Origin of the sequence: Streptomyces sp. NPDC014734, assembly GCF_043083325.1 — a bacterium.
Lineage (GTDB): Bacteria > Actinomycetota > Actinomycetes > Streptomycetales > Streptomycetaceae > Streptomyces.
Genome location: NZ_JBIBYN010000011.1, coordinates 268,282 through 287,107, shown reverse-complemented (window position 1 = coordinate 287,107; position 18,826 = coordinate 268,282). Strand labels below are relative to the sequence as shown.

General features: G+C 73.6%; 15 protein-coding genes. 13 read left to right on the top strand and 2 right to left on the bottom strand.

What is annotated here, in order from left to right:
• Positions 1-66: 66 nt before the first annotated feature.
• The 11 genes from ACF1CT_RS19990 to ACF1CT_RS19940 all read left to right on the top strand — a co-directional run bounded on the left by ACF1CT_RS19990 (position 67) and on the right by ACF1CT_RS19940 (position 14,164).
• Positions 67-1,680, top strand: coding sequence for an ABC transporter substrate-binding protein (locus tag ACF1CT_RS19990; RefSeq protein WP_391785206.1), 1,614 nt, complete (start codon positions 67-69; stop codon positions 1,678-1,680).
• Positions 1,677-2,663, top strand: coding sequence for an ABC transporter permease (locus ACF1CT_RS19985; protein WP_391785205.1), 987 nt, complete (start codon positions 1,677-1,679; stop codon positions 2,661-2,663). Before ACF1CT_RS19990 ends, ACF1CT_RS19985 begins: the two co-directional genes overlap by 4 nt.
• 2 nt (positions 2,664-2,665) lie before the next feature.
• Complete coding sequence (locus ACF1CT_RS19980; RefSeq protein ID WP_391785204.1) at positions 2,666-4,573, top strand: dipeptide/oligopeptide/nickel ABC transporter permease/ATP-binding protein; 1,908 nt, start codon at positions 2,666-2,668, stop codon at positions 4,571-4,573.
• Positions 4,570-5,343, top strand: coding sequence for an ABC transporter ATP-binding protein (locus ACF1CT_RS19975; RefSeq protein ID WP_391785203.1), 774 nt, complete (start codon positions 4,570-4,572; stop codon positions 5,341-5,343). The genes ACF1CT_RS19980 and ACF1CT_RS19975 overlap by 4 nt, the downstream gene beginning before the upstream one ends.
• A complete protein-coding gene (locus ACF1CT_RS19970) occupies positions 5,340-7,265 on the top strand; it encodes a S9 family peptidase (protein ID WP_391785202.1) in 1,926 nt (641 codons plus the stop codon). Before ACF1CT_RS19975 ends, ACF1CT_RS19970 begins: the two co-directional genes overlap by 4 nt.
• Positions 7,266-7,322: 57 nt before the next feature.
• Positions 7,323-8,720 (top strand): serine hydrolase domain-containing protein, encoded by a 1,398-nt coding sequence (locus ACF1CT_RS19965; protein WP_391785201.1) that lies wholly within the window; start codon positions 7,323-7,325, stop codon positions 8,718-8,720.
• Position 8,721: 1 nt separating this feature from the next.
• Positions 8,722-9,876, top strand: a complete 1,155-nt coding sequence (locus ACF1CT_RS19960; protein ID WP_391785200.1) for a M20 family metallopeptidase — start codon at positions 8,722-8,724, stop codon at positions 9,874-9,876.
• Positions 9,873-10,730, top strand: a complete 858-nt coding sequence (locus tag ACF1CT_RS19955; protein WP_391785199.1) for a GNAT family N-acetyltransferase — start codon at positions 9,873-9,875, stop codon at positions 10,728-10,730. Before ACF1CT_RS19960 ends, ACF1CT_RS19955 begins: the two co-directional genes overlap by 4 nt.
• Entirely contained in the window at positions 10,727-11,833 is a 1,107-nt protein-coding gene (gene menC, locus ACF1CT_RS19950) for an o-succinylbenzoate synthase (RefSeq protein ID WP_391785198.1), read from the top strand. The genes ACF1CT_RS19955 and menC overlap by 4 nt, the downstream gene beginning before the upstream one ends.
• Positions 11,834-11,954: 121 nt before the next feature.
• The gene (locus ACF1CT_RS19945) at positions 11,955-13,553 is read left to right on the top strand and encodes a PucR family transcriptional regulator (protein WP_391785197.1); all 1,599 of its coding nucleotides are present in this window, start codon (positions 11,955-11,957) and stop codon (positions 13,551-13,553) included.
• Between the two features lie 164 nt (positions 13,554-13,717).
• The gene (locus ACF1CT_RS19940) at positions 13,718-14,164 is read left to right on the top strand and encodes a nitroreductase family deazaflavin-dependent oxidoreductase (RefSeq protein ID WP_391785196.1); all 447 of its coding nucleotides are present in this window, start codon (positions 13,718-13,720) and stop codon (positions 14,162-14,164) included.
• Between the two features lie 90 nt (positions 14,165-14,254).
• On the opposite strand, the gene ACF1CT_RS19935 is transcribed toward ACF1CT_RS19940, so the two are convergent.
• Positions 14,255-15,493: an MFS transporter gene (locus ACF1CT_RS19935; protein ID WP_391785195.1), complete on the bottom strand. Its 1,239-nt coding sequence runs from the start codon at positions 15,491-15,493 to the stop codon at positions 14,255-14,257.
• Between the two features lie 98 nt (positions 15,494-15,591).
• On the opposite strand from ACF1CT_RS19935, the gene ACF1CT_RS19930 reads away from it, so the two are divergent.
• Complete coding sequence (locus tag ACF1CT_RS19930; RefSeq protein ID WP_391785194.1) at positions 15,592-16,083, top strand: winged helix-turn-helix transcriptional regulator; 492 nt, start codon at positions 15,592-15,594, stop codon at positions 16,081-16,083.
• Between the two features lie 33 nt (positions 16,084-16,116).
• Here ACF1CT_RS19930 and ACF1CT_RS19925 read toward each other — a convergent pair whose 3' ends face one another.
• Positions 16,117-17,091 (bottom strand): acetylxylan esterase, encoded by a 975-nt coding sequence (locus ACF1CT_RS19925; RefSeq protein ID WP_391785193.1) that lies wholly within the window; start codon positions 17,089-17,091, stop codon positions 16,117-16,119.
• A gap of 310 nt (positions 17,092-17,401) precedes the next feature.
• Between ACF1CT_RS19925 and ACF1CT_RS19920 the strand changes: the two genes are divergently transcribed.
• Entirely contained in the window at positions 17,402-18,697 is a 1,296-nt protein-coding gene (locus ACF1CT_RS19920; protein ID WP_391785192.1) for an alpha/beta fold hydrolase, read from the top strand.
• Positions 18,698-18,826: the final 129 nt, after the last annotated feature.

Here is an 18,826-nt window from a genome sequence, read left to right as displayed (position 1 = left end):
GGCCGACGTGCCACTGCCTACTGTTCCCTCACTCGGCGGCGGGGTGCCGCTTTTTCGGAGGTGACCATGGCCAGCGCCACAGGCACGGACACGAGAAGCAGAAGGATCCGCGGGGCCCGGACCGCGGCCGCGGCGGTCACGGTGCTCGGCCTGGTCGCCACCGCGTCCGCGTGCGGCGGAGGCACCGGTGCCGAGGGCGGTGGCGGATCCACGGTGGTGTTCGCGGTCGCCGCCGACCCCGGCACACTCAGCCCCACGACGGCGCTTGCCAGTACCGCGCTGTCGATGAACACCTTCGCCTACGACACGCTCGTGCACGTCGCCGCCGACGGCACCGTCGTCCCCGGCGTGGCCGAGAAGTGGTCCGCCACGGCCACCTCCGCGACGTTCACCATCCGTCCCGGCGTCACCTGCGAGGACGGTTCCCCGCTCACCGCGGACGACGTGGCGGCCGAGTACAACCACATCGCCGACCCGAGGAACCAGTCGCCGATGCTGGGCCTGTCCGTCCCCGCCACCGCCGCGGCGAAGGCCGACGGGGCGAGGCGGACCGTCACCGTGACCACGACGAAACCCGCGCCGTTCATCGTCGAGATGACCCGGATGCTTCCGTTGCTGTGCCGCAAGAGCCTTGCCGCACCGGACGCACTGGCCAAGGCGACCAACGCCAGCGGACCGTACCGGCTGACCGAGGCGGTCCCCGGCGACCACTACACATACGTCAGGCGGGACGGGTACGCCTGGGGGCCCCGCGGGTCCACCGCCGCGGACCTGCCCGGCAAGGTCGTGTTCAAGGTCGTCCCCAACGAGTCGACCGCCGCCAACCTCCTGATGTCCGGTCAGATCCACGGGGCCGTGATCAACGGAGCCGACCAGGACCGGCTGGACGCCGCGAAGGTGAGGAACCGGAGCTTCGAGGCGCTGTCCGGACAGCTGCTGTTCAACCAGGCCGCCGGCCGGCCGGGCGCCGACCCCGCCGTGCGCAGGGCGCTGGTCGGGGTACTGGACCTGAAGGAACTCAGGAACGTCGCCACCGGTGGCAAGGGCGGGCCCGCCACCGCCATCGGAGAGACCGCCCCCACCCCCTGCACCGGCGACACCGTCACCGGAAACCTTCCCGCCCACGACCCCGGGCGGGCCGCCGATGCGCTCACCGCCGCGGGCTGGACGAAGAACGGCGGCACCTGGACCAAGGCCGGAAGACCGCTCACCGTCCGGCTCAGCTACCCGACCAACCAGGGACCGCAGGTCGCCTCGGCCGTCGAACTCGCCGTCCAGCGGTGGACATCCTTCGGGGTGAAGGCCACGGCCGAGCCCATCGGCTCCTCCAGCATCATCGGCACGCTGGCCGGCGGTGACTGGGACCTGGCCTGGGCCCCCATCGGAGTCACCCTCCCCGACCAGCTCACCCAGTTCTACGACGGGCCCCCGCCCCCGAAGGGCAACAACTTCGGCTCCATCACCAACCCCGACTACCACCGGCTCGCCACCCGGGCGGCGGCCACGCCCGGCGCCGACGGCTGCGCCCTGTGGGAGGCGGCCGACGCCGCCCTCGTCAAGAACGTCGACATCGTCCCGTTCGCGGCCCGGCCGGTCCGCTACTACGCCAAGGGCATCACCTTCGAGGTCGACGGCGGCGGAGTCGTCCCCAGCACCCTGCGACGGAGCGCCGACCGATGACCGCGCTCACCTCGAACTCGCTCCGTGCGACGGTCCGCGGCCCGTGGGCCGGATTCGTCCTGCGCCGCACCCGGCGACTGGTGGTGTCCCTGGCCGCGCTGGTCACGGCGGCGTTCGCGATGATCCACCTGATTCCCGGCGACCCGGTCCGGGCGGCACTCGGACCCACCGCCGACCCGGCGCTGGTCGAGGCCCGCAGACACGCGCTCGGCCTGGACCAGTCCCTGCCGAAGCAGTTCGGTGACTTCGTCGGCCACCTCCTCCAGGGCCGGCTCGGTGACTCGATCGGTGCCCAGATGCCCGTCTCCGAGATCATCACGGGACGGCTCCCGGCGACCCTCCAGATCGCCGTGCCCGCCTTCGCGCTGATCCTGCTGACAGCCGTCCCGGTCGGGATGACGGCCGCGGTGCTCACCAAGGACGGCCGCCGACGGCGGGGCGAACTTGCCTTCACCGGCGTCACCGGCCTCCTGGGCGCGGTGCCCGAATTCCTCCTGGCCGTCGGCCTGATCGCGGCGTTCGCCGTGACCTGGCCACTGTTCCCGGTGGCCTCGCGCGCCGGCCTGGACTCCTACGTCCTGCCGGTACTGGCGCTCACCGTCGTCCCGGCGGCGACCCTGTCCCGCATCGTCCGGGTGGAGACCCTGCGGGTGCTCGGCGAGGACTACATGCGCACCGCCCGCGCCAAACGGCTCCCGGCCCGGCTGCGCTATCTGCGCCACGCCCTGCCCAACCTGCTGACCTCCTCGCTCACCCTCGGCGGCCTGCTGTTCAGCTCGCTGCTCGCCGGCACCGTGCTGGTCGAGAACGTCTTCGCCTGGCCCGGCCTCGGCACGACGATCGTCCAGGCGATCACCGAGAAGGACTACCCGCTGGTCCAGGGCGTCGTGCTGGTCTACGGCGCGGCCGCGCTGCTCATCACCTTCGTCGTCGACATGGCCGTGGCCGTCGCCGACCCCCAGTCCACGGTTCGCGGGAGCTGACGATGCCTCAAGGCCATGACACCTCGCTGCGGCGCCGGCTCGGGCGCACGCTCAGGACCCCGATCGGCGCGACCGCGCTGACCGCCTGCCTGCTGCTGGTGGCGGTCGCCGTGCTGGGGCCCGTCCTGCTCGGCGACCGGGCGGCGCGGATCGACACCGACGCGATCAACCGGGGCAGCAGCGCCGCACACCTGCTGGGCACCGACCAGCTCGGACGGGACATCGCGGCCCGGGTGGTCGTGGCGACCCGGCAGACCCTCCGGCTCACCGTGCTGGCCGCCGCGATCGGGGTCGGCGGCGGGCTGGTGCTCGGCGTCGCCCCGACCGTGGTGGGACGACGGCTCGGCAGGCTGATCACCGCGACCGTGGGCGTGCTGGTGGCCTTCCCGGGGCTGCTGTTCCTGCTCTTCCTCGCCACGATCTTCGGCGTGGGCAGCACCGGGGCGGTCCTCGCCGTGGGGCTGGCCATGGTCCCGCCCGTGGCCCGGCTGGTGCAGAACCTGACGGCGTCGGTCGCGGGCTCCGACTACGTCGCCGCCGCCCGGATCCTGGGCGTGGGCAGGTTCCGGCTGGTCGTGCGCCATCTGCTCCCCAACATCGCCGAACCGTCGGTGCTGTTCGCCACCCAGGCGATGAGCGGCATCCTCGTCGCGTTCTCCGGACTCTCCTTCCTCGGGCTGGGCGTGCAGCCTCCCGAGTACGACTGGGGACGGCTGTTGAACGAGCAGCTCAACCGCGTCTACGTCAACCCGGTGGCCGCCCTGGCGCCCGGCGCGGCCGTCGTCCTGACCGGGCTGGCCTTCGGCCTGGTGGGCGAGGCGTTGGCCCAGGCAGGCGGCCGACGCGCACCCCAGCGCGAGGACCCGGCACCGCGGCCGGACGACAGGCCGGCCGCGACCGCTCCCGACGAGGACGGCAACCTGGTCACGGTGCGCGACCTGCGGGTGACGTTCCCCGGCGGACGGCAGGCCGTGCGCGGGATCTCGCTGGACATCCGCCCCGGCGAGGCCGTCGGCCTGGTCGGCGAGTCGGGCTCCGGCAAGAGCCTGAGCGCGCTCGCCCTGGCCGACCTGGTGCCCCACCCCGGACGGGTCCGCGCCGGCACGCTCCGCCTCGACGGACACGACCTGCGGACGGACCCGGGACCGGGCACCGGACTCGCCATGGTCTTCCAGGACCCCATGGCCTCGCTCAACCCCGCCCTGCGCGTCGGCCGCCAGCTCGCCGAAGTGGCCGAGGTACACCTCGGGGCGAGCCGCGCCCGGGCCACGGCACGTGCCGTCGACCGGCTCGGAGCCGTTCGCATCCCGGCACCGGAACGACGCGCCCGGCAACGCCCGCACGAGTACTCCGGGGGAATGCGCCAACGGGCCGTCATCGCCATGGGCCTGATGGGCGAACCGAAACTGATCATCGCCGACGAACCGACCACGGCACTCGACGTGTCCGTCCAGCGGCAGGTGCTCGACCTGCTCGCCCAGGTGCGCGAGGACTCCGGCGCCGCACTGCTGCTGATCTCCCACGACCTCGCCGTCGTCTCCCAGGTCTGCGAACGGATCCTGGTCATGTACGGCGGAACGATCGTCGAGGAACTCCCGGTCTCCGCACTGGCCGCGGGCGCGGCCCACCCGTACACCCGGGCCCTGGTGGGGGCCGTCCCGACCATGACCACCGAACCCGGAACGGACCTGGTGACCATTCCCGGGCGTCCGCCGGAACCCGGGGAGACCGGCCCCGGCTGTTCCTTCGCACCGCGCTGCGCACACGCCCGGGAACACTGCCGCACCGACGCCCCCGCACTCACCGCGACCGGACCGGGCCGCAAGGTCGCCTGCTGGTACCCCGTGGACGCGATCACGGCAGGCGCCCCCGCCCGCACCCCCGGCCGAGCATCGGAGGCGACGTCATGAGCTCGCTCGAACTGCGCGGCATCACCGTGCGATACGGCCGCTTCACCGCGGTGGAGAACGTCGACCTGCTCGTGCCGGACGGATCGGTGACCGGACTCGTCGGCGGCTCGGGATCCGGCAAATCCACCCTCGGAAAGGCCGTCGTCGGCCTGGCACCGGTCCGGTCGGGCCGCGTCCTGGTCGACGGGGACGACACGGTGCACGGCCGCGGGCGAGCCGCGGTGCAACTGGTGTTCCAGAACCCGTACGCCTCGCTCGACCCGCGCATGACCATCGGCGCCTCCGTCGCCGAGGCACTGCCCCGTGCCGAACGGCGGCGCGGAACGACGGCCCGCGCCCGCCGCTCCGCACGCGACGCCGAGGTCGCCCGCTGCCTGGAACTCGTCGGCATCGACCCGGCGCGGGCGGCACTGACCCCCGACGCGCTCTCCGGCGGCCAACGCCAACGAGTCGCCCTGGCCAGGGCGCTCGCCGCCCGGCCCGGCGTGCTGATCGCGGACGAGGTCACCTCGGCCCTCGACGTGTCCGTCCAGGGCGCCGTGCTCAACCTGCTGCGTGGACTCCAGCACGAACTCGGCTTCGCGATGCTCTTCATCTCCCACAACCTCGCGGTCGTCCGCCACCTGTCCGACCAGGTCGCCGTGATGGACGGCGGACACCTCGTCGAGTGCGGCCCCGCCGACCGGGTGCTGGGAGCCCCCGAACACCCCACGACCCGCGACCTCATCTCCTGCGTACCGACCCTCGCCCTCGCCCAGGAGGCACCATGACCCGCCCACTGACCATCGACGACCTGTACCGCTTCGAGATCCCCGGCGATCCCGCGCTGTCGCCCGACGGCGACCGCGTCGCCTACACCCTGACCACCCAGGACGCCGCGAACGACCGCGTCGTCCGGTCCCTGTGGGAGGTGCGCGCGGACGGCGGCCCGGCCCGGCGCCTCACCCACGGCCCCGCGGACACCGCGCCGCGCTGGTCCCCGGACGGGACGACGCTGGCCTTCCTGCGCGAGGGACAGATCCACCTGCTGCCCGCCGACGGGGGAGAGGCGACGGCGCTCACCGCTCCCGCCCGGTGCCCGGCGGGAGCGGGCACACCGGTCTGGAGCCCGGACGGATCACGGATCGCCTTCTCGGCCCCCGGCACCCGGCGCGAGGACACCGAGCCCGTCGTCGTCGACACCCTCGGCTGGAAGACGGACGGAGCCGGCCTGATCGGACGGGTCCGGACCCGGCTGTTCGTGGTGGACGTGGCATCCGGCGAGGTCGTACCGGTGACGGACGCCGACCGCAACGCCGGCACCCCCACCTGGTCGCCCGACGGCACCCGACTCGCCTACCCGGCACAGAGCGGGCCGGACTCGGCCGCGCTCGGCGCCTCGGCCGCCCACGTCGTGGAGATCGGCGAGCACGTCGGCCGACCCCGCCGGATCGGCCCGGCCGACGGCCTCGCCGGACCGGTGAACTGGTACCCGGACGGATCCGCGCTGCTCGTCGTCGGCCGCGACACCTTCGCCGTCGGCCACGCCCGGCTGCTGCGCCAGCCCCTGGACGGATCGGCGCCGGTGCCCGTCGACGGCGACCTGGACCGCAACGTCATGGGCGGCGGCCCCGGATACCCCGGGGCCCGGCCCCAGTTCCACGGCGACGACATCCTGTTCTGCGCCCGGGACCGGGGCGCCACCCGGCTGTACCGGGCGGGCACGGCCGGAATCAGTGCCGCCCCGCTCCCGGCCGGAACCGGGATCAGCGGCTGCTCCCTCGCCCCGAAGGCCGGACGGGCCGCGGTGGTGGCCACCGACGCGTCCAGCTTCGCCGAGATCGTCCTGCTCGACCTGGACACCTGGGAGAGCGGAGAGCCCGGCGCCCGGCCCGTACGCCTCACCGACCACATGACGCGCTCCCTGCCCGGCGTCGCCCTCCACCCCGTCACCGAACGCGAGTTCACCCTCGCGGACGGCACCGCGGTGCACGGCATGATCACCCGCGCCGCGACGACGCCCGACGGCGGCCCCCTGCTGGTGGACGTGCACGGCGGTCCGCACAACGCCTGGGCACCCCACTCCGACCCCGTCCACCTCTACCACCAGGAACTCGCCTCGCGCGGCTGGACGATCCTGACCCTGAACGTCCGCGGCAGCGACGGCTACGGCGAGGAGTTCTACACCGCCGCGGTCGGCGCCTGGGGCGAGACGGACGAACAGGACGTCCTGCAACCGGTCGCCGCCCTCGTCGACGAGGGCCTCGTCGACCCGGAACGGATCGCGCTCACCGGCTACAGCTACGGCGGCTACCTGACCTGCTGGCTCTCCGCCCGCAGCGACCTCTTCGCCGCCGTCGTGCCGGGTGGCGTCCTGGTCGACCTCAGGAGCATGGCCGGCACCTCCGAGGAAGGACACCTGATCGCCGAACACGAGATCGGCGATCCGCGACGGATGGCGGAGCTCTCACCGATCAGTCACGCCGACGCGGTGCGCGCCCCCACCCTGATCCTGCACGGCGGCGCCGACCACACCTGCCCGGTCGGCCAGGCCGAGCAGTGGTTCCACGCACTGCGGACCCGGGACGTACCTGCCCGCCTGGTCCTGTACCCCGGCGGCTCGCACCTGTTCCTCCTGGACGGCCGCCCCTCGCACCGGGAGGACTACTCCCGACGGCTGGTCGAATGGGTCACCACGCACACCGACCGCTGACCGCACACGCACACGCCGCCATCCCGACCGCCGCACACAACGGAATCGGAGCTCGACATGACCGACACCACCGACACCACGGACACCACCGGCGCCACCGACCTGTCCGCCCACTGGACCGCCCGCCTCGCCGAACTTTCCGCCCGTCACTCCGTCCCCGGCGCGAGCCTGGGCATCATGCACCGCGGCGAACTGGTCGCCGAGGCCGCCGTCGGCCTTGCCAACACCGAGGCCGGGATCGAGACGACCACCGACACCCTGTTCCAGATCGGCTCGATCTCCAAGGTCTGGACCACCACCGTGGCCATGGCCCTGGTCGACGAGGGGCTGCTCGACCTGGACGCCCCGCTCGTCTCCGTCCTCCCCGGGCTGAGGCTCGCCGAGGAGACGCTCACCGCACAGGTGACGGTGCGTCACCTCATGACCCACACCAGTGGGATCGACGGCGACCTCTTCACCGACACCGGCCGGGGCGACGACTGCCTGGAGAAGTACGCAGCCCTCCTCGCCGACGCCGCCCCCAACCATCCGCTCGGCGCCACCATGTCCTACTGCAACGCGGGATTCACCCTGCTGGGCCGGGTGCTGGAAGTCGTCACCGGCGTCCAGTGGGACCGGCTCATGCGCGAGCGCCTGTACGCTCCGCTCGGCCTGACCCACACCGCGACCCTGCCGGAGGACGTGCTGCGCTTCCGCGCCGCCATCGGACACCTGGGCGACCCGCCCGCACAGGCGCCGCAGTGGGGGCTGATGCGGTCGGCCGGACCGGCCGGACTGATCTGCTCCACGCCGCGCGAGGTACTGAAGTTCGCCCGGCTGCACAGGGACAACGGCGTCACCGAGGACGGCACCAGGATCCTCTCGGCCGAGGGCGTAGCCGCCATGCAGACCGCGCAGGTCGAACTTCCCGACCCGTACGTCATCGGCCACTCCTGGGGGCTCGGCTGGTTCCTCGACACCTGGGACGGACACCGGGTCCACGGACACGACGGCGGCACCATCGGGCAGAGCGCCTTCCTCCGGGTGCTCCCCGAGGAGGACCTGGCGATCTGCCTGCTCACCAACGGCGGCGACACCGCGAGCCTCTACCGCGAGGTGTTCGCCGAGATCGCGCGGGAGCTCGCCGACGTGACGATGCGCCCCGGGATCGAGCCGGCCGCGGAGCCGGTCGCGGTGGACCCCGCCGACTACGTGGGCGTGTACCAGCGGCTCTCCAGCAGGCTGGAGATCGTGGAGCGCGACGGAGGCCTGGCGATGCTCGACCGGATCACCGGACCGCTGGCCGAACTCATCGACGAGACGGAGCACGAGTACGCCATGCACCCGGTCGAGCCGGACCTGTTCGTGGTGCGGAGGCCGGGGCTCAAGCAGTGGTACCCGGTCGTCTTCTACACCCTGCCGGACGGTTCGCGCTACATCCACCACGGCGTCCGTGCCACGCCCAAGGCGGGCTGAGATGACCACGATCGCCACCACACCGCAGGCACTGGAGACCGGGCTGCCGGACCTGCTGGCAGACATCGGCGACCTGGTCCGCACCGAGTCGCCCAGCGCGGACGTGGCCGCCGTCGCCGACTGCGCCCGGGTCGTCGCCGCGCTCGGCACCCGGCTCACCGGAACCCCGCCCGAGTGGCTCGACGGCTCGGGGCGGCCCGCCCTGCGCTGGCGCTTCGGCTCCGGCGACCGGGTCCTGCTGCTCGGCCACTTCGACACGGTGTGGCCGGTGGGCTCCCTGGCCCGCCACCCCTTCGAGGTGGTGGACGGACGGCTGACCGGCCCCGGCTGCTTCGACATGAAGGCGGGTGTGGCGCAGATGTTCCACGCCCTGTCCGTCCTCGACGACCTGGACGGCGTCTCGGTGCTGCTCACCGGCGACGAGGAGATCGGCGCCCCCACCTCCCGCACCCTGATCGAGACCGAGGCGCGCCGCACCCGGGCCGTGCTCGTCCTGGAGGCGAGCGAGGCGGGCGCGCTGAAGACGGCCCGCAAGGGCGTGTCCAGCTACGAACTGGGCATCGCCGGGCGCGCCGCGCACGCCGGTCTGGAACCCCACCGGGGCGTCAACACCACCACCGAACTCGCCCACCAGATCCTCGCGTTGTCCGCGCTCGCCGACCCGGCGACCGGCACCACCGTGACCCCGACCGTCGCCGCCTCGGGCACCACCCGCAACACCGTGCCCGACGCCGCCAGGCTGCTGGTCGACGTACGCGTCGGGACGGCTGCCGAGCAGGACCGGGTCGACCGGGCCGTCCGCGCCCTCGCACCGGTGCTCGCGGGCGCCTCGCTCACCCTCTCCGGAGGCCCCGACCGTCCCCCGCTGCAACCGGACGCGTCGGCGGAGCTGTTCGAACGCGCCCGCGCCCACTACGCGGACCTGGGCCTCGGCCCGCTGGACGGAGTCGCCGTCGGAGGCGCCTCCGACGGCAACATCACCGCCGGGGCGGGCGCGCCCACCCTGGACGGCCTCGGCGCCGTGGGCGGTGGGGCGCACGCGGACGACGAACACGTCCTCGTCGCCGAACTCCCGCGCCGCACCGCCCTGGTGGCCGCCCTGACGGCCTCGCTCCTGCGCGAGCCGCTGGGTGCGCCCGACCGGGTGGGACCATGAGCGGCACCCGGGCGGACGAGGCGGCCGCCGCAGCCGGCCTCGCCGCACGGCGGGCCGGCGTGACCCTGTCCGAGCTGCACGGACTGGAGGAGATGCGGGAGGCCTGCCGGGTACTCGACCGGGTCTGGCGGCCGGTTCCCGGCAACCCGCTGATCACCCCGGAACTGCTCCGGGTCTTCGCACACTCCGGCAGCTATGCCGCCGGGGTCCACCGCGACGGCCGCATGATCGGGTTCTGCCTCGGCTTCCTGGCCACCGCGGGACTGCACTCGCACATCGCGGGGGTGGACGACACGGCCCGGGGCCGCAATGTCGGTTTCGCCGTCAAACTCCACCAACGGGCCTGGGCCCTGGCCCGCGGCATCACCGCGATCACCTGGACCTTCGACCCGCTGATCAGCCGCAACGCCTATTTCAACCTGTCCAAACTGGGTGCCGCGCCGAGCGAGTACCTCGCCGACTTCTACGGCGCGATGCAGGACGAGGTGAACGCCGGGACCGAGACGGACCGGCTGATGGTGCACTGGGAGCTGGAAGGCGCCCACGCGATGGCCGCCGCCGCGGGCGCCCCCCACCGCGTGGCCGTCGACGACGCACGCGGACACACGGTCGTCGGCCTGGACGCCAAACCCGACGGCGGCCCCGCCGCCGGGCGCCTGGACGGCGACACCGTCCTGGTCCGGATCCCCGCCGAGATCGAGGCACTGCGCCGCACCGACCCGCCCCTGGCACGCGAGTGGCGGTACGCGCTGCGCGAGGTGCTCGGCGGCCTGATGGCCCAGGGGCACACCGTCACCGGATTCACCCGGGACGGCTGGTACGTGATCGACAGAAGTCAGGAGAAGCAGGGATGAAGCTCGTCGGTGTGGAACTCCGCCGGATCGCGATGCCGCTGGTCGCACCGTTCCGGACCTCGTTCGCCACCATGCACAGCCGGGAGATCCTGCTGGTCAGGGTCGAGACCGAACACCACGAGGGCTACGGCGAATGCGTCACCATGGTCGATCCGCTGTACTCCTCGGAGTACACGGCAGGCGCGCTGGACGTGCTGCGGAGCCATCTGGTGCCCGCGCTCGCCGCGCTGCCGTCCCTCGACCCCTGGGCGGTCGCCCCGGCACTCGCCGCGTTCAAGGGCCACCGGATGGCCAAGTCGGCGCTGGAGACCGCGGTGCTGGACGCCTGGCTGCGCGCCCACGACCTGTCCATGGGCCAATGGCTGGGCGCGACCGCCGACCGGGTGCCCGCCGGGGTGTCGGTCGGCATCATGGACTCGATCCCCGCCCTGCTCGACGCCGTCGACGGCTACCTGGCCGAGGGCTACCTCCGGATCAAGCTGAAGATCGAACCCGGCTGGGACGTGGAGCCCGTGCGCGCCGTCCGGGAACGCTTCGGTGACGACGTGCTCCTCCAGGTGGACGCCAACACCGCGTACACCCTCGCCGACGCCGGGCAACTGGCCCGGCTCGACCCGTATGAACTGCTGCTCATCGAACAGCCCCTGGACGAGGAGGACGTACGGGGCCACGCCGTCCTGGCCCGGCGGGTGCGCACCCCGATCTGCCTGGACGAGTCCATCGTCTCCGCCCGCTCGGCGGCCGACGCCATCGCCATGGGCGCCTGTTCGGTCGTCAACATCAAGCCGGGACGGGTCGGCGGCTACCTGGAGGCCCGGCGGATCCACGACGTGTGCGCCGCGCACGGCGTTCCGGTCTGGTGCGGCGGGATGCTGGAGACCGGTCTCGGCCGGGCCGCCAACGTCGCCCTCGCCGCGCTGCCCGGTTTCACCCTGCCGGGCGACACCTCCGCGTCCGACCGGTACTACCGCACCGACATCACCGAGCCGTTCGTGCTGAAGGACGGGCATCTCGACGTTCCCGGCGCCCCGGGGCTCGGGCTCTCCCCGATCCCGGAGCGACTGGCAGAGGTGACCGAGTCGACGGAGTGGATCGGCCGGTGACCACCGCGCACGAGGGGGCCGGGGGCGTGGAGGCCCCCGGCGGCGTCCGCCGGACGGACCGGGTGACCGGACGGGCCGCCGCACCGGCCGCGGACGAACCCCGATCGACTACGTTGGGGCGATGACCCAGCAGCCGCGGGCCGTGCTCGGCCGGATCCTCGACGACCTGGGGTCGACCCTGATCGACGTGGTGGCCGGGGAGGCCGACCCCGCCCGCACCGTCACCGGGGTGCTCATCCAGGACCCGCTGGACGAACCGGCCCGGCTGCCCGGGGCCGTGGTGCTCGGCGTCGGTGTGTACGGCGCCGAGCCCGTCGCCGCCCTCGTCGACCGCGCCGCCGGGCTCGGTGCCGCGGCCGTGGTGGTCCGGGCCCCGGTCCCGGTGGACGGGCCGGTGGCCGCGGCCGCCGCCCGCACCGGCGTGACGGTGCTCGGCCTGACGCCCGGCGCGTCCTGGGCGCAGGTGGCCGCGCTGCTGCGGTCCCTGCTGGCGACCGACGAACTGGGCACCGTGGGCGGTCCCGACGAGGCCGACGGCGCCGAACCGCTCGCCGGTGACCTCTTCGCCCTGGCCAACGCGACCGCCGGACTGCTGGACGGACCCGTCACCGTGGAGGACCGCAGCGGCCGGGTGCTGGCCTTCTCCAGCCGTCAGGACGAGGGCGACGACGCGCGGATCGCCACCGTCCTCGACCGCCAGGTGCCCGCCGAGAAGCTGCGCGCCCTCGAACAACTCGGCGCCTTCCAGGCCCTCTACCGCAAGGAGTGCCCGGTCTACGTGACCGGTGTCTCCGACAAACCCCGGGTCGCGATAGCCGTCCGCGCGGGCGGCGAGATCCTCGGCTCGATCTGGGTCGTGGTCGACGGGCCGCTCAGCGAGGACCGCACCCAGTCCCTCCAGGAGGCGGCCAAGGTGGCCGCCCTGCACCTGCTGCGCCACCGCACGGGCGAGGACGCCGAACGCCGGCTGCGCGCGGATCTGCTGGCCACCGTCCTGGAGGGCGGAACCCACGCGCCCCAGGCCGCCGTGCGCCTCGGCCTGTCCGCGCAGCCCGCCTGCGTACTGGCGCTCGCGGTGACCGGCGAGGCGCCGGCGCCCGACCGGGTGGCCGCAGGCCACCGCATCGCCGAGTCGCTCGCCCTCCACCTCGCCGCGATCCACCCCCGGACCGCCGCGGCCACCCTCGGCGGTGTCACCTACGCGGTCCTGCCGACGAGTTCGGACGAGCAGGCGCTCCGGGTGGCCGAGGCGTTCCTCGGACGCGTGGACAACCGGGTGCCCGCCGTCATCGGCGTCGGCCGCCTCGCCGCCCGCCCGGCCGAGCTGCGACGTTCCCGCACCGACGCCGACCGGGCGCTGCGGGTCCTGTGCGCCGGCCGCTCGCGGCGGCGCTCGGCCCGGCTCTCGGACGTCTACGCGGCCTCGCTGCTGGAGGAACTCACCGACCGGATCGCCGCCGAGGACGACCTCCCCGATGGCCCGGTCGTCCGGTTGCGCGCGTACGACGCCCGGCACCGCACCGCCCTCACCGACACCCTGGAGGCCTGGCTGAGCACCTTCGGCGACGTCCCGGCCGCGGCCGCCGCCGTCCACGTCCACCCCAACACCTTCCGCTACCGGCTCAAGCGGCTGGCCGAGGTGGCGGGTCTCGACCTCGACGACCCGGAGGCCCGGTTCGAGGCGATGCTCCAACTACGGCTGACACCACCCCGGTCCTGAACCACCGCCGTCCCGAACCACCGTCGCCCTGACACGCGGTCGCGTCCGGGCGACGTGCGGGCCGGAGGATGAAAGAGTTCTCGCAGCAGCCGGAAGCGCCGACACCCGACGGCCCGCGTGTCCGGACGGCCCGGTATCCGCATGTCGACGATGGGACAGATGCCATGCCTCTTCAGGGTGAGTACCAGCCGAGCCCCGAGCAGTGGGTCCGCGATCAGGTCGAGCTGTTCGAGAGCTCCGGCGGGACGGAGGGAACCACGATGCGCGGGCTGCCGGTCGTCCTCCTGACCACCCGCGGAGCCAGGAGCGGCAAGATCCGCAAGACTCCGCTGATGCGGGTCGAGCACGACGGCAGCTACGCCGTGGTCGCCTCGCAGGGCGGCGCCCCCAAGCACCCCGTCTGGTACCACAACGTCGTGGCCGACCCCCGGGTGGAGCTCCAGGACGGCCCGGTCCGGCAGGACATGAACGCGCGTGAGGTCACCGGGACGGAGAAGGACCTGTGGTGGCGGCGCGCGGTGGAGGCGTTCCCCGACTACGCCGACTACCAGCGCAGGACCGAGCGGCAGATCCCGGTCTTCGTCCTGGAGCCGGCGGCCCGTCAGCACTGACGTCCGCGGGGCAGGCGCCGCGAACGTGCCGGCGCCTGCTTCCTCGGGCGGCCGTGCGACGGCGTCGCCCGGTGCCCGCGGCCGCACCGGTCATCGCCCGGGCACGCCGCGCGTGGCCGCGCACCGGCGGGTCGTCGCCCACACGAGGAGCGCGAGCGCGCTGAACGCCGCGCCGAGCACGCACACCGCGCCCCAGCCGGACCTGTCGTACACGGTCGTCGAGGCGACGGCGCCGACGGCACTGCCGACGGAGTAGAAGACCATGTATCCGCCGATCAGGCGGCTGCCCGCGTCGGGGCGCGCCGTGTAGAGCATGCTCTGGTTGGTCACATGGACGGCCTGTACGGCGAGGTCGAGGACCACCGCGCCGAGAACCAGGGCCCACAGCGAGTGCCGGGTGAACGCGAGCGGCAGCCACGAAGCGGTGAGCAGGACCAGCGCGACGCCGGTCGTCCGTCCCGCGAGGCCGCGGTCGTGCAGGCGTCCGGCCGGTGCGGCGGCGAGCGCGCCCGCCGCTCCCGCGAGCCCGAACGCCCCGATCGCCGTGTGCGACAGCGACAGCGGGGGTTCGCTCAGCGGGAGCGCGACGCAGCTCCACAGGGTGCTGAAGGCGGCGAAGACCAGCAGGGCGAGCAGGGCGCGGACCCGGAGCAGACGTTCCTCGACGAACAGCGTCACCGTGGAACGCAGCAGTCGCGCGTACCTCATCGGGGCCGGAGGCTTCGGCCGGTGCGGCAGGACCCGGCGCAGGGCCAGGGCGAGGGTGAGGGCGGATGCCGCCGACAGGAGATAGACCGAGCGCCATCCCGCGAGGTCGGCGAGTGCGCCGGAGACCGTGCGGGCGAGCAGGATGCCGACCACGATTCCGCTGGTGACCAGGCCGACCGTGCCACCGCGCCGCTCCGGCGCCGACAGCGAGGCGGCGAAGGCCACGAGGGTCTGCGTCACCACCGCGAGCAGGCCCACCGAGGCCAGGGCCGCCAGCAGGACCGGCGCGGTGGCCGCAGTTCCGGCCGCGACGAGCGCGGCGGCCAGCAGCGCCAGCTGGGTCACGACCAGGGCCCGCCGGCCGACCAGATCTCCCAGCGGCACGAGCAGGAACAGCCCGAGGCCGTAGCCGACCTGGGTGAGGGTGACCACGACCCCCACGGCCGCCGTGCCGATCCCGAACTCCCGGCCCAGGGTGGCCAGGAGGGGCTGCGCGAAATAGACGTTGGCCACCGCCGTGCCGGACGCGACGGCGAACAGCAGCGTCGTGCCCCCGGACAGGGCGTTTCCCGGTGTCCCCGCGTGTGCGACGTCGGATCCGCTCGTCCCGCTGCCGGCCATCCGGCACCCCCGATCAGGTTGGTTTCAAGTTGCTACCAGATGGAAGGTAGCGGGACTTGGTAGCATGTTGCAACCAGTGGTGCGGAGGAGGAGGCGGCGTGGTCAAGCGGACACGGTTCGACGGGAGCGACTGCCCGGTGGCCCGTTCGGTCGACGCGATCGGTGACTGGTGGTCGCTCCTGATCGTTCGTGACGCGTTCGACGGGAGCCGCCGCTTCGGGGAGTTCCAGCGCGGTCTCGGCGTGGCGAAGAGCATCCTCGCGGCGCGGCTGCGCGATCTCGTCGCGGGAGGGGTGTTCGACACGGTTCCGGCGGCGGACGGCAGCGCCTACCGGGAGTACGTGCTGACGGACCGGGGGAGGGCGCTCTTCCCGGTCGTGGTGGCGTTGCGGCAGTGGGGCGAGGGGCACTTCTTCGACGCCGGCGAGCCGCATTCGGAGATGGTCGACCTGCGCGACGGCCGCCCGCCGCGGGCGCTGGAGGTCCGGTCGGCCGACGGGCGGCGGATCGGACCGGACGACGTCACGGTGAGGAAGGTCGAACGGCCCGGGGGACCGGCCGCGGCATCCGCGGAACGCCGTGACCGGTGACCCCTTCCGTTCGTGGAACGGTGTGCCCGACGGTCAGGCGGCGAGCTTCCCGGGCAGCCAGCCCAGCTGAACGGCCTGCTGGAACGGCCCGCCGCCCTCGTGGTCGTTGAAGTCGTACACCTCGATGGCCTTGTCCGCGTGCGCGTAGGCGTTGTAGGCGGCGAAGACCGTCGACGGCGGGCAGGTCATGTCCTCCAGGGCCGTCGAGAAGAGCGCGGGCGCCCGGCCGCGTGCGGCGAAGTGCACCCCGTCGAAGTAGGAGAGGGTCGCCCGTGCGTGCTCGGCCCGGCCGCGGTGCGTCTTCAGGTAGTTGCCCACCTCGCGGTACGGGGTGCGGTCGGTGACGGTCAGCGCGCGCGGGAAGTCGCACAGGAACGGGACGTCCGGCGCGATCGCGCGCAGATCGGGTATCAGTCCGCCGACGGCGAGCGTGATGCCGCCGCCCTGACTCACGCCGACGACCGCCGTGCGCGTCGCGTCGGCCAGCGGATGCGAGCGCGCCGCCTCCACCGCCCGCACCGCGTCCGTGAACACGCGCCGGTAGTAGTAGGAGTGCGGGTCCTCGATGCCCCGGGTCATGAAACCGGGGAACGAGGGCGCGCTGCCCACCGGGTCCGGGGTGTCGCCGACGAGCCAGCCACTGCCCTGGCCGCGGGTGTCCATCACGAAGTGGGCGAATCCCGCCGACGCCCAGAGCAGATGCGTGTGGGCCAGGCCCCGCCCGCCGCCGTAGCCGATGAACTCCACGACCACCGGAAGCGGTTCCGCCGCACCGGCGGGAAGCACGAACCAGCCCTTGACCGGGTGACCGCCGAAGCCCGCGAACGTCACGTCGTACACGTCGACGGTCTTCAGCCCCGTGCCCGTACGCGGCTCGAACCGGGCACCGAGATCGTGGGACCGGGCCTCGTCGAGGGTCTTCGACCAGAACGCGTCGAAGTCCTCCGGCTCCACCGACCGGCTGCGGTAGTCGCGCAGTTCGTCGACGGGCAGATCGAACAGGGACATGGGGTACCGCCTTCGTCGCCGGGGTGCTGATCACCCGTGGGGTTCATCGATCACACGGTACGGGCACGCCCGCGACGGACTTCCTGCCGGGCGGAGGGACCCCTGCCCGGTGCCTTGGGACACGTCCGGACGCCCCCACCGGACTCGCTCGTCCCCGGTGCTCGCGGACAGGAGGCGGGGCGTCACCGTCCCGGCGGAGATCCGGGGCGCGATGCCCGGAGCGGCCCGCGGTCCACACGCACGGGCCGCGCCCCGCGCTGCCATGGCCGTGTGCTGAACTGTCCGTGCACATCGGACTCAGGAGCACCTTGTGAGCAGCTACCGCCACCCCGGCATCGTCTTCACCGACCGCCACTTCACGGTCCCGCTCGACCACACCGATCCCGGCGGCGAGCAGATCGGGATCTTCGGCAGGGAAGCCGTGGCGAGCGGCCGGGCCGACGAGGAGTTGCCCTGGCTGGTCTACCTGGAGGGCGGCCCCGGCTTCGGCGCCCGGCGCTTCATCGGCACCGAGGCCTGGCTCGGCCGGGCCGTGAAGGAGTTCCGGGTGCTGCTCCTCGACCAGCGCGGCACCGGCCTGTCCACCCCGGCCAACCGGCAGACCCTGCCGCTGCGCGGCGGCCCGCGCGAACAGGCCGACTACCTCGCGCACTTCCGTTCCGACAGCATCGTGCGCGACTGCGAGCTGATCCGTCCCGGGCTGACCGGCGGTGAGCCGTGGACGGTCCTCGGCCAGTCCTTCGGCGGCTTCTGCGCCGTCCGCTACCTGTCGGCCGCTCCCGAAGGACTCAGGACCGTCCTGATCACCGGCGGGCTGCCCTCGCTCGACGCACACGCCGACGATGTCTACCGCGCCGCCTACCCGCGCATCGAGCGCAAGGTCGCCGCCCACTACGCCCGCTACCCGCAGGACGTCGAACGGGCCCGGCGGATCGCCGCCCATCTCGCCGAGCATCGCCCCGAGAGCGCCGGGCACCGGCTGACCCCCGAGGGCTTCCAGTCGCTCGGCATCATGCTGGGCGGCGGCAGCGGCAGCCACCAACTGCACTACCTGCTGGAGAACGCCTTCGTCCGCACCCCGCACGGCACCGAACTCTCCGACACCTTCCAGGAGGCCGTGCGCGCGGCGACGTCGTTCGCCGGGCACCCGCTGTACGCGCTGATGCACGAGGCGATCTACGGCCAGGACGCACGTCCCACCGACTGGTCCGCGGAGCGGGTGCGCGCCGAGTTCCCGCAGTTCGACGCGGCCGCGGCGCTGGAGGGCGAGGGTCCGGTCCTCTTCACCGGGGAGAGCATCCACCCCTGGCACTTCGAGGTCGACCCGGCGCTGCGCCCGCTGCGCGAGACCGCCGGACTGCTGGCCGCCCGCACCGACTGGACGCCGTTGTACGACCCTGCGCGCCTGGCCGCCAACGAGGTGCCGGTCGCCGCCGCCGTCTACCACGACGACATGTACGTCGACACCGGGCACGCGCTGCGGACGGCCGCGTCGATCCGCGGGCTGCGCACCTGGGTGACGAACGAGTACGAGCACGACGGGCTGCGCGCAGGCGGGCCCCGGGTCCTGGACCGGCTCCTCGCGCTGGTCCGGGACGAGGCCTGACCTGCCGGAACGAGGGAGGGGGGGGGGGGCCCCCCCCGGGGCCCCCCCCCCCCCCCCCCCCCCCGCCCGCCCCCGGGGCGCCCCCGCCGGGGGGCCCCACCGGCGCGGGGGCCCCGTGGCCGCACAGCG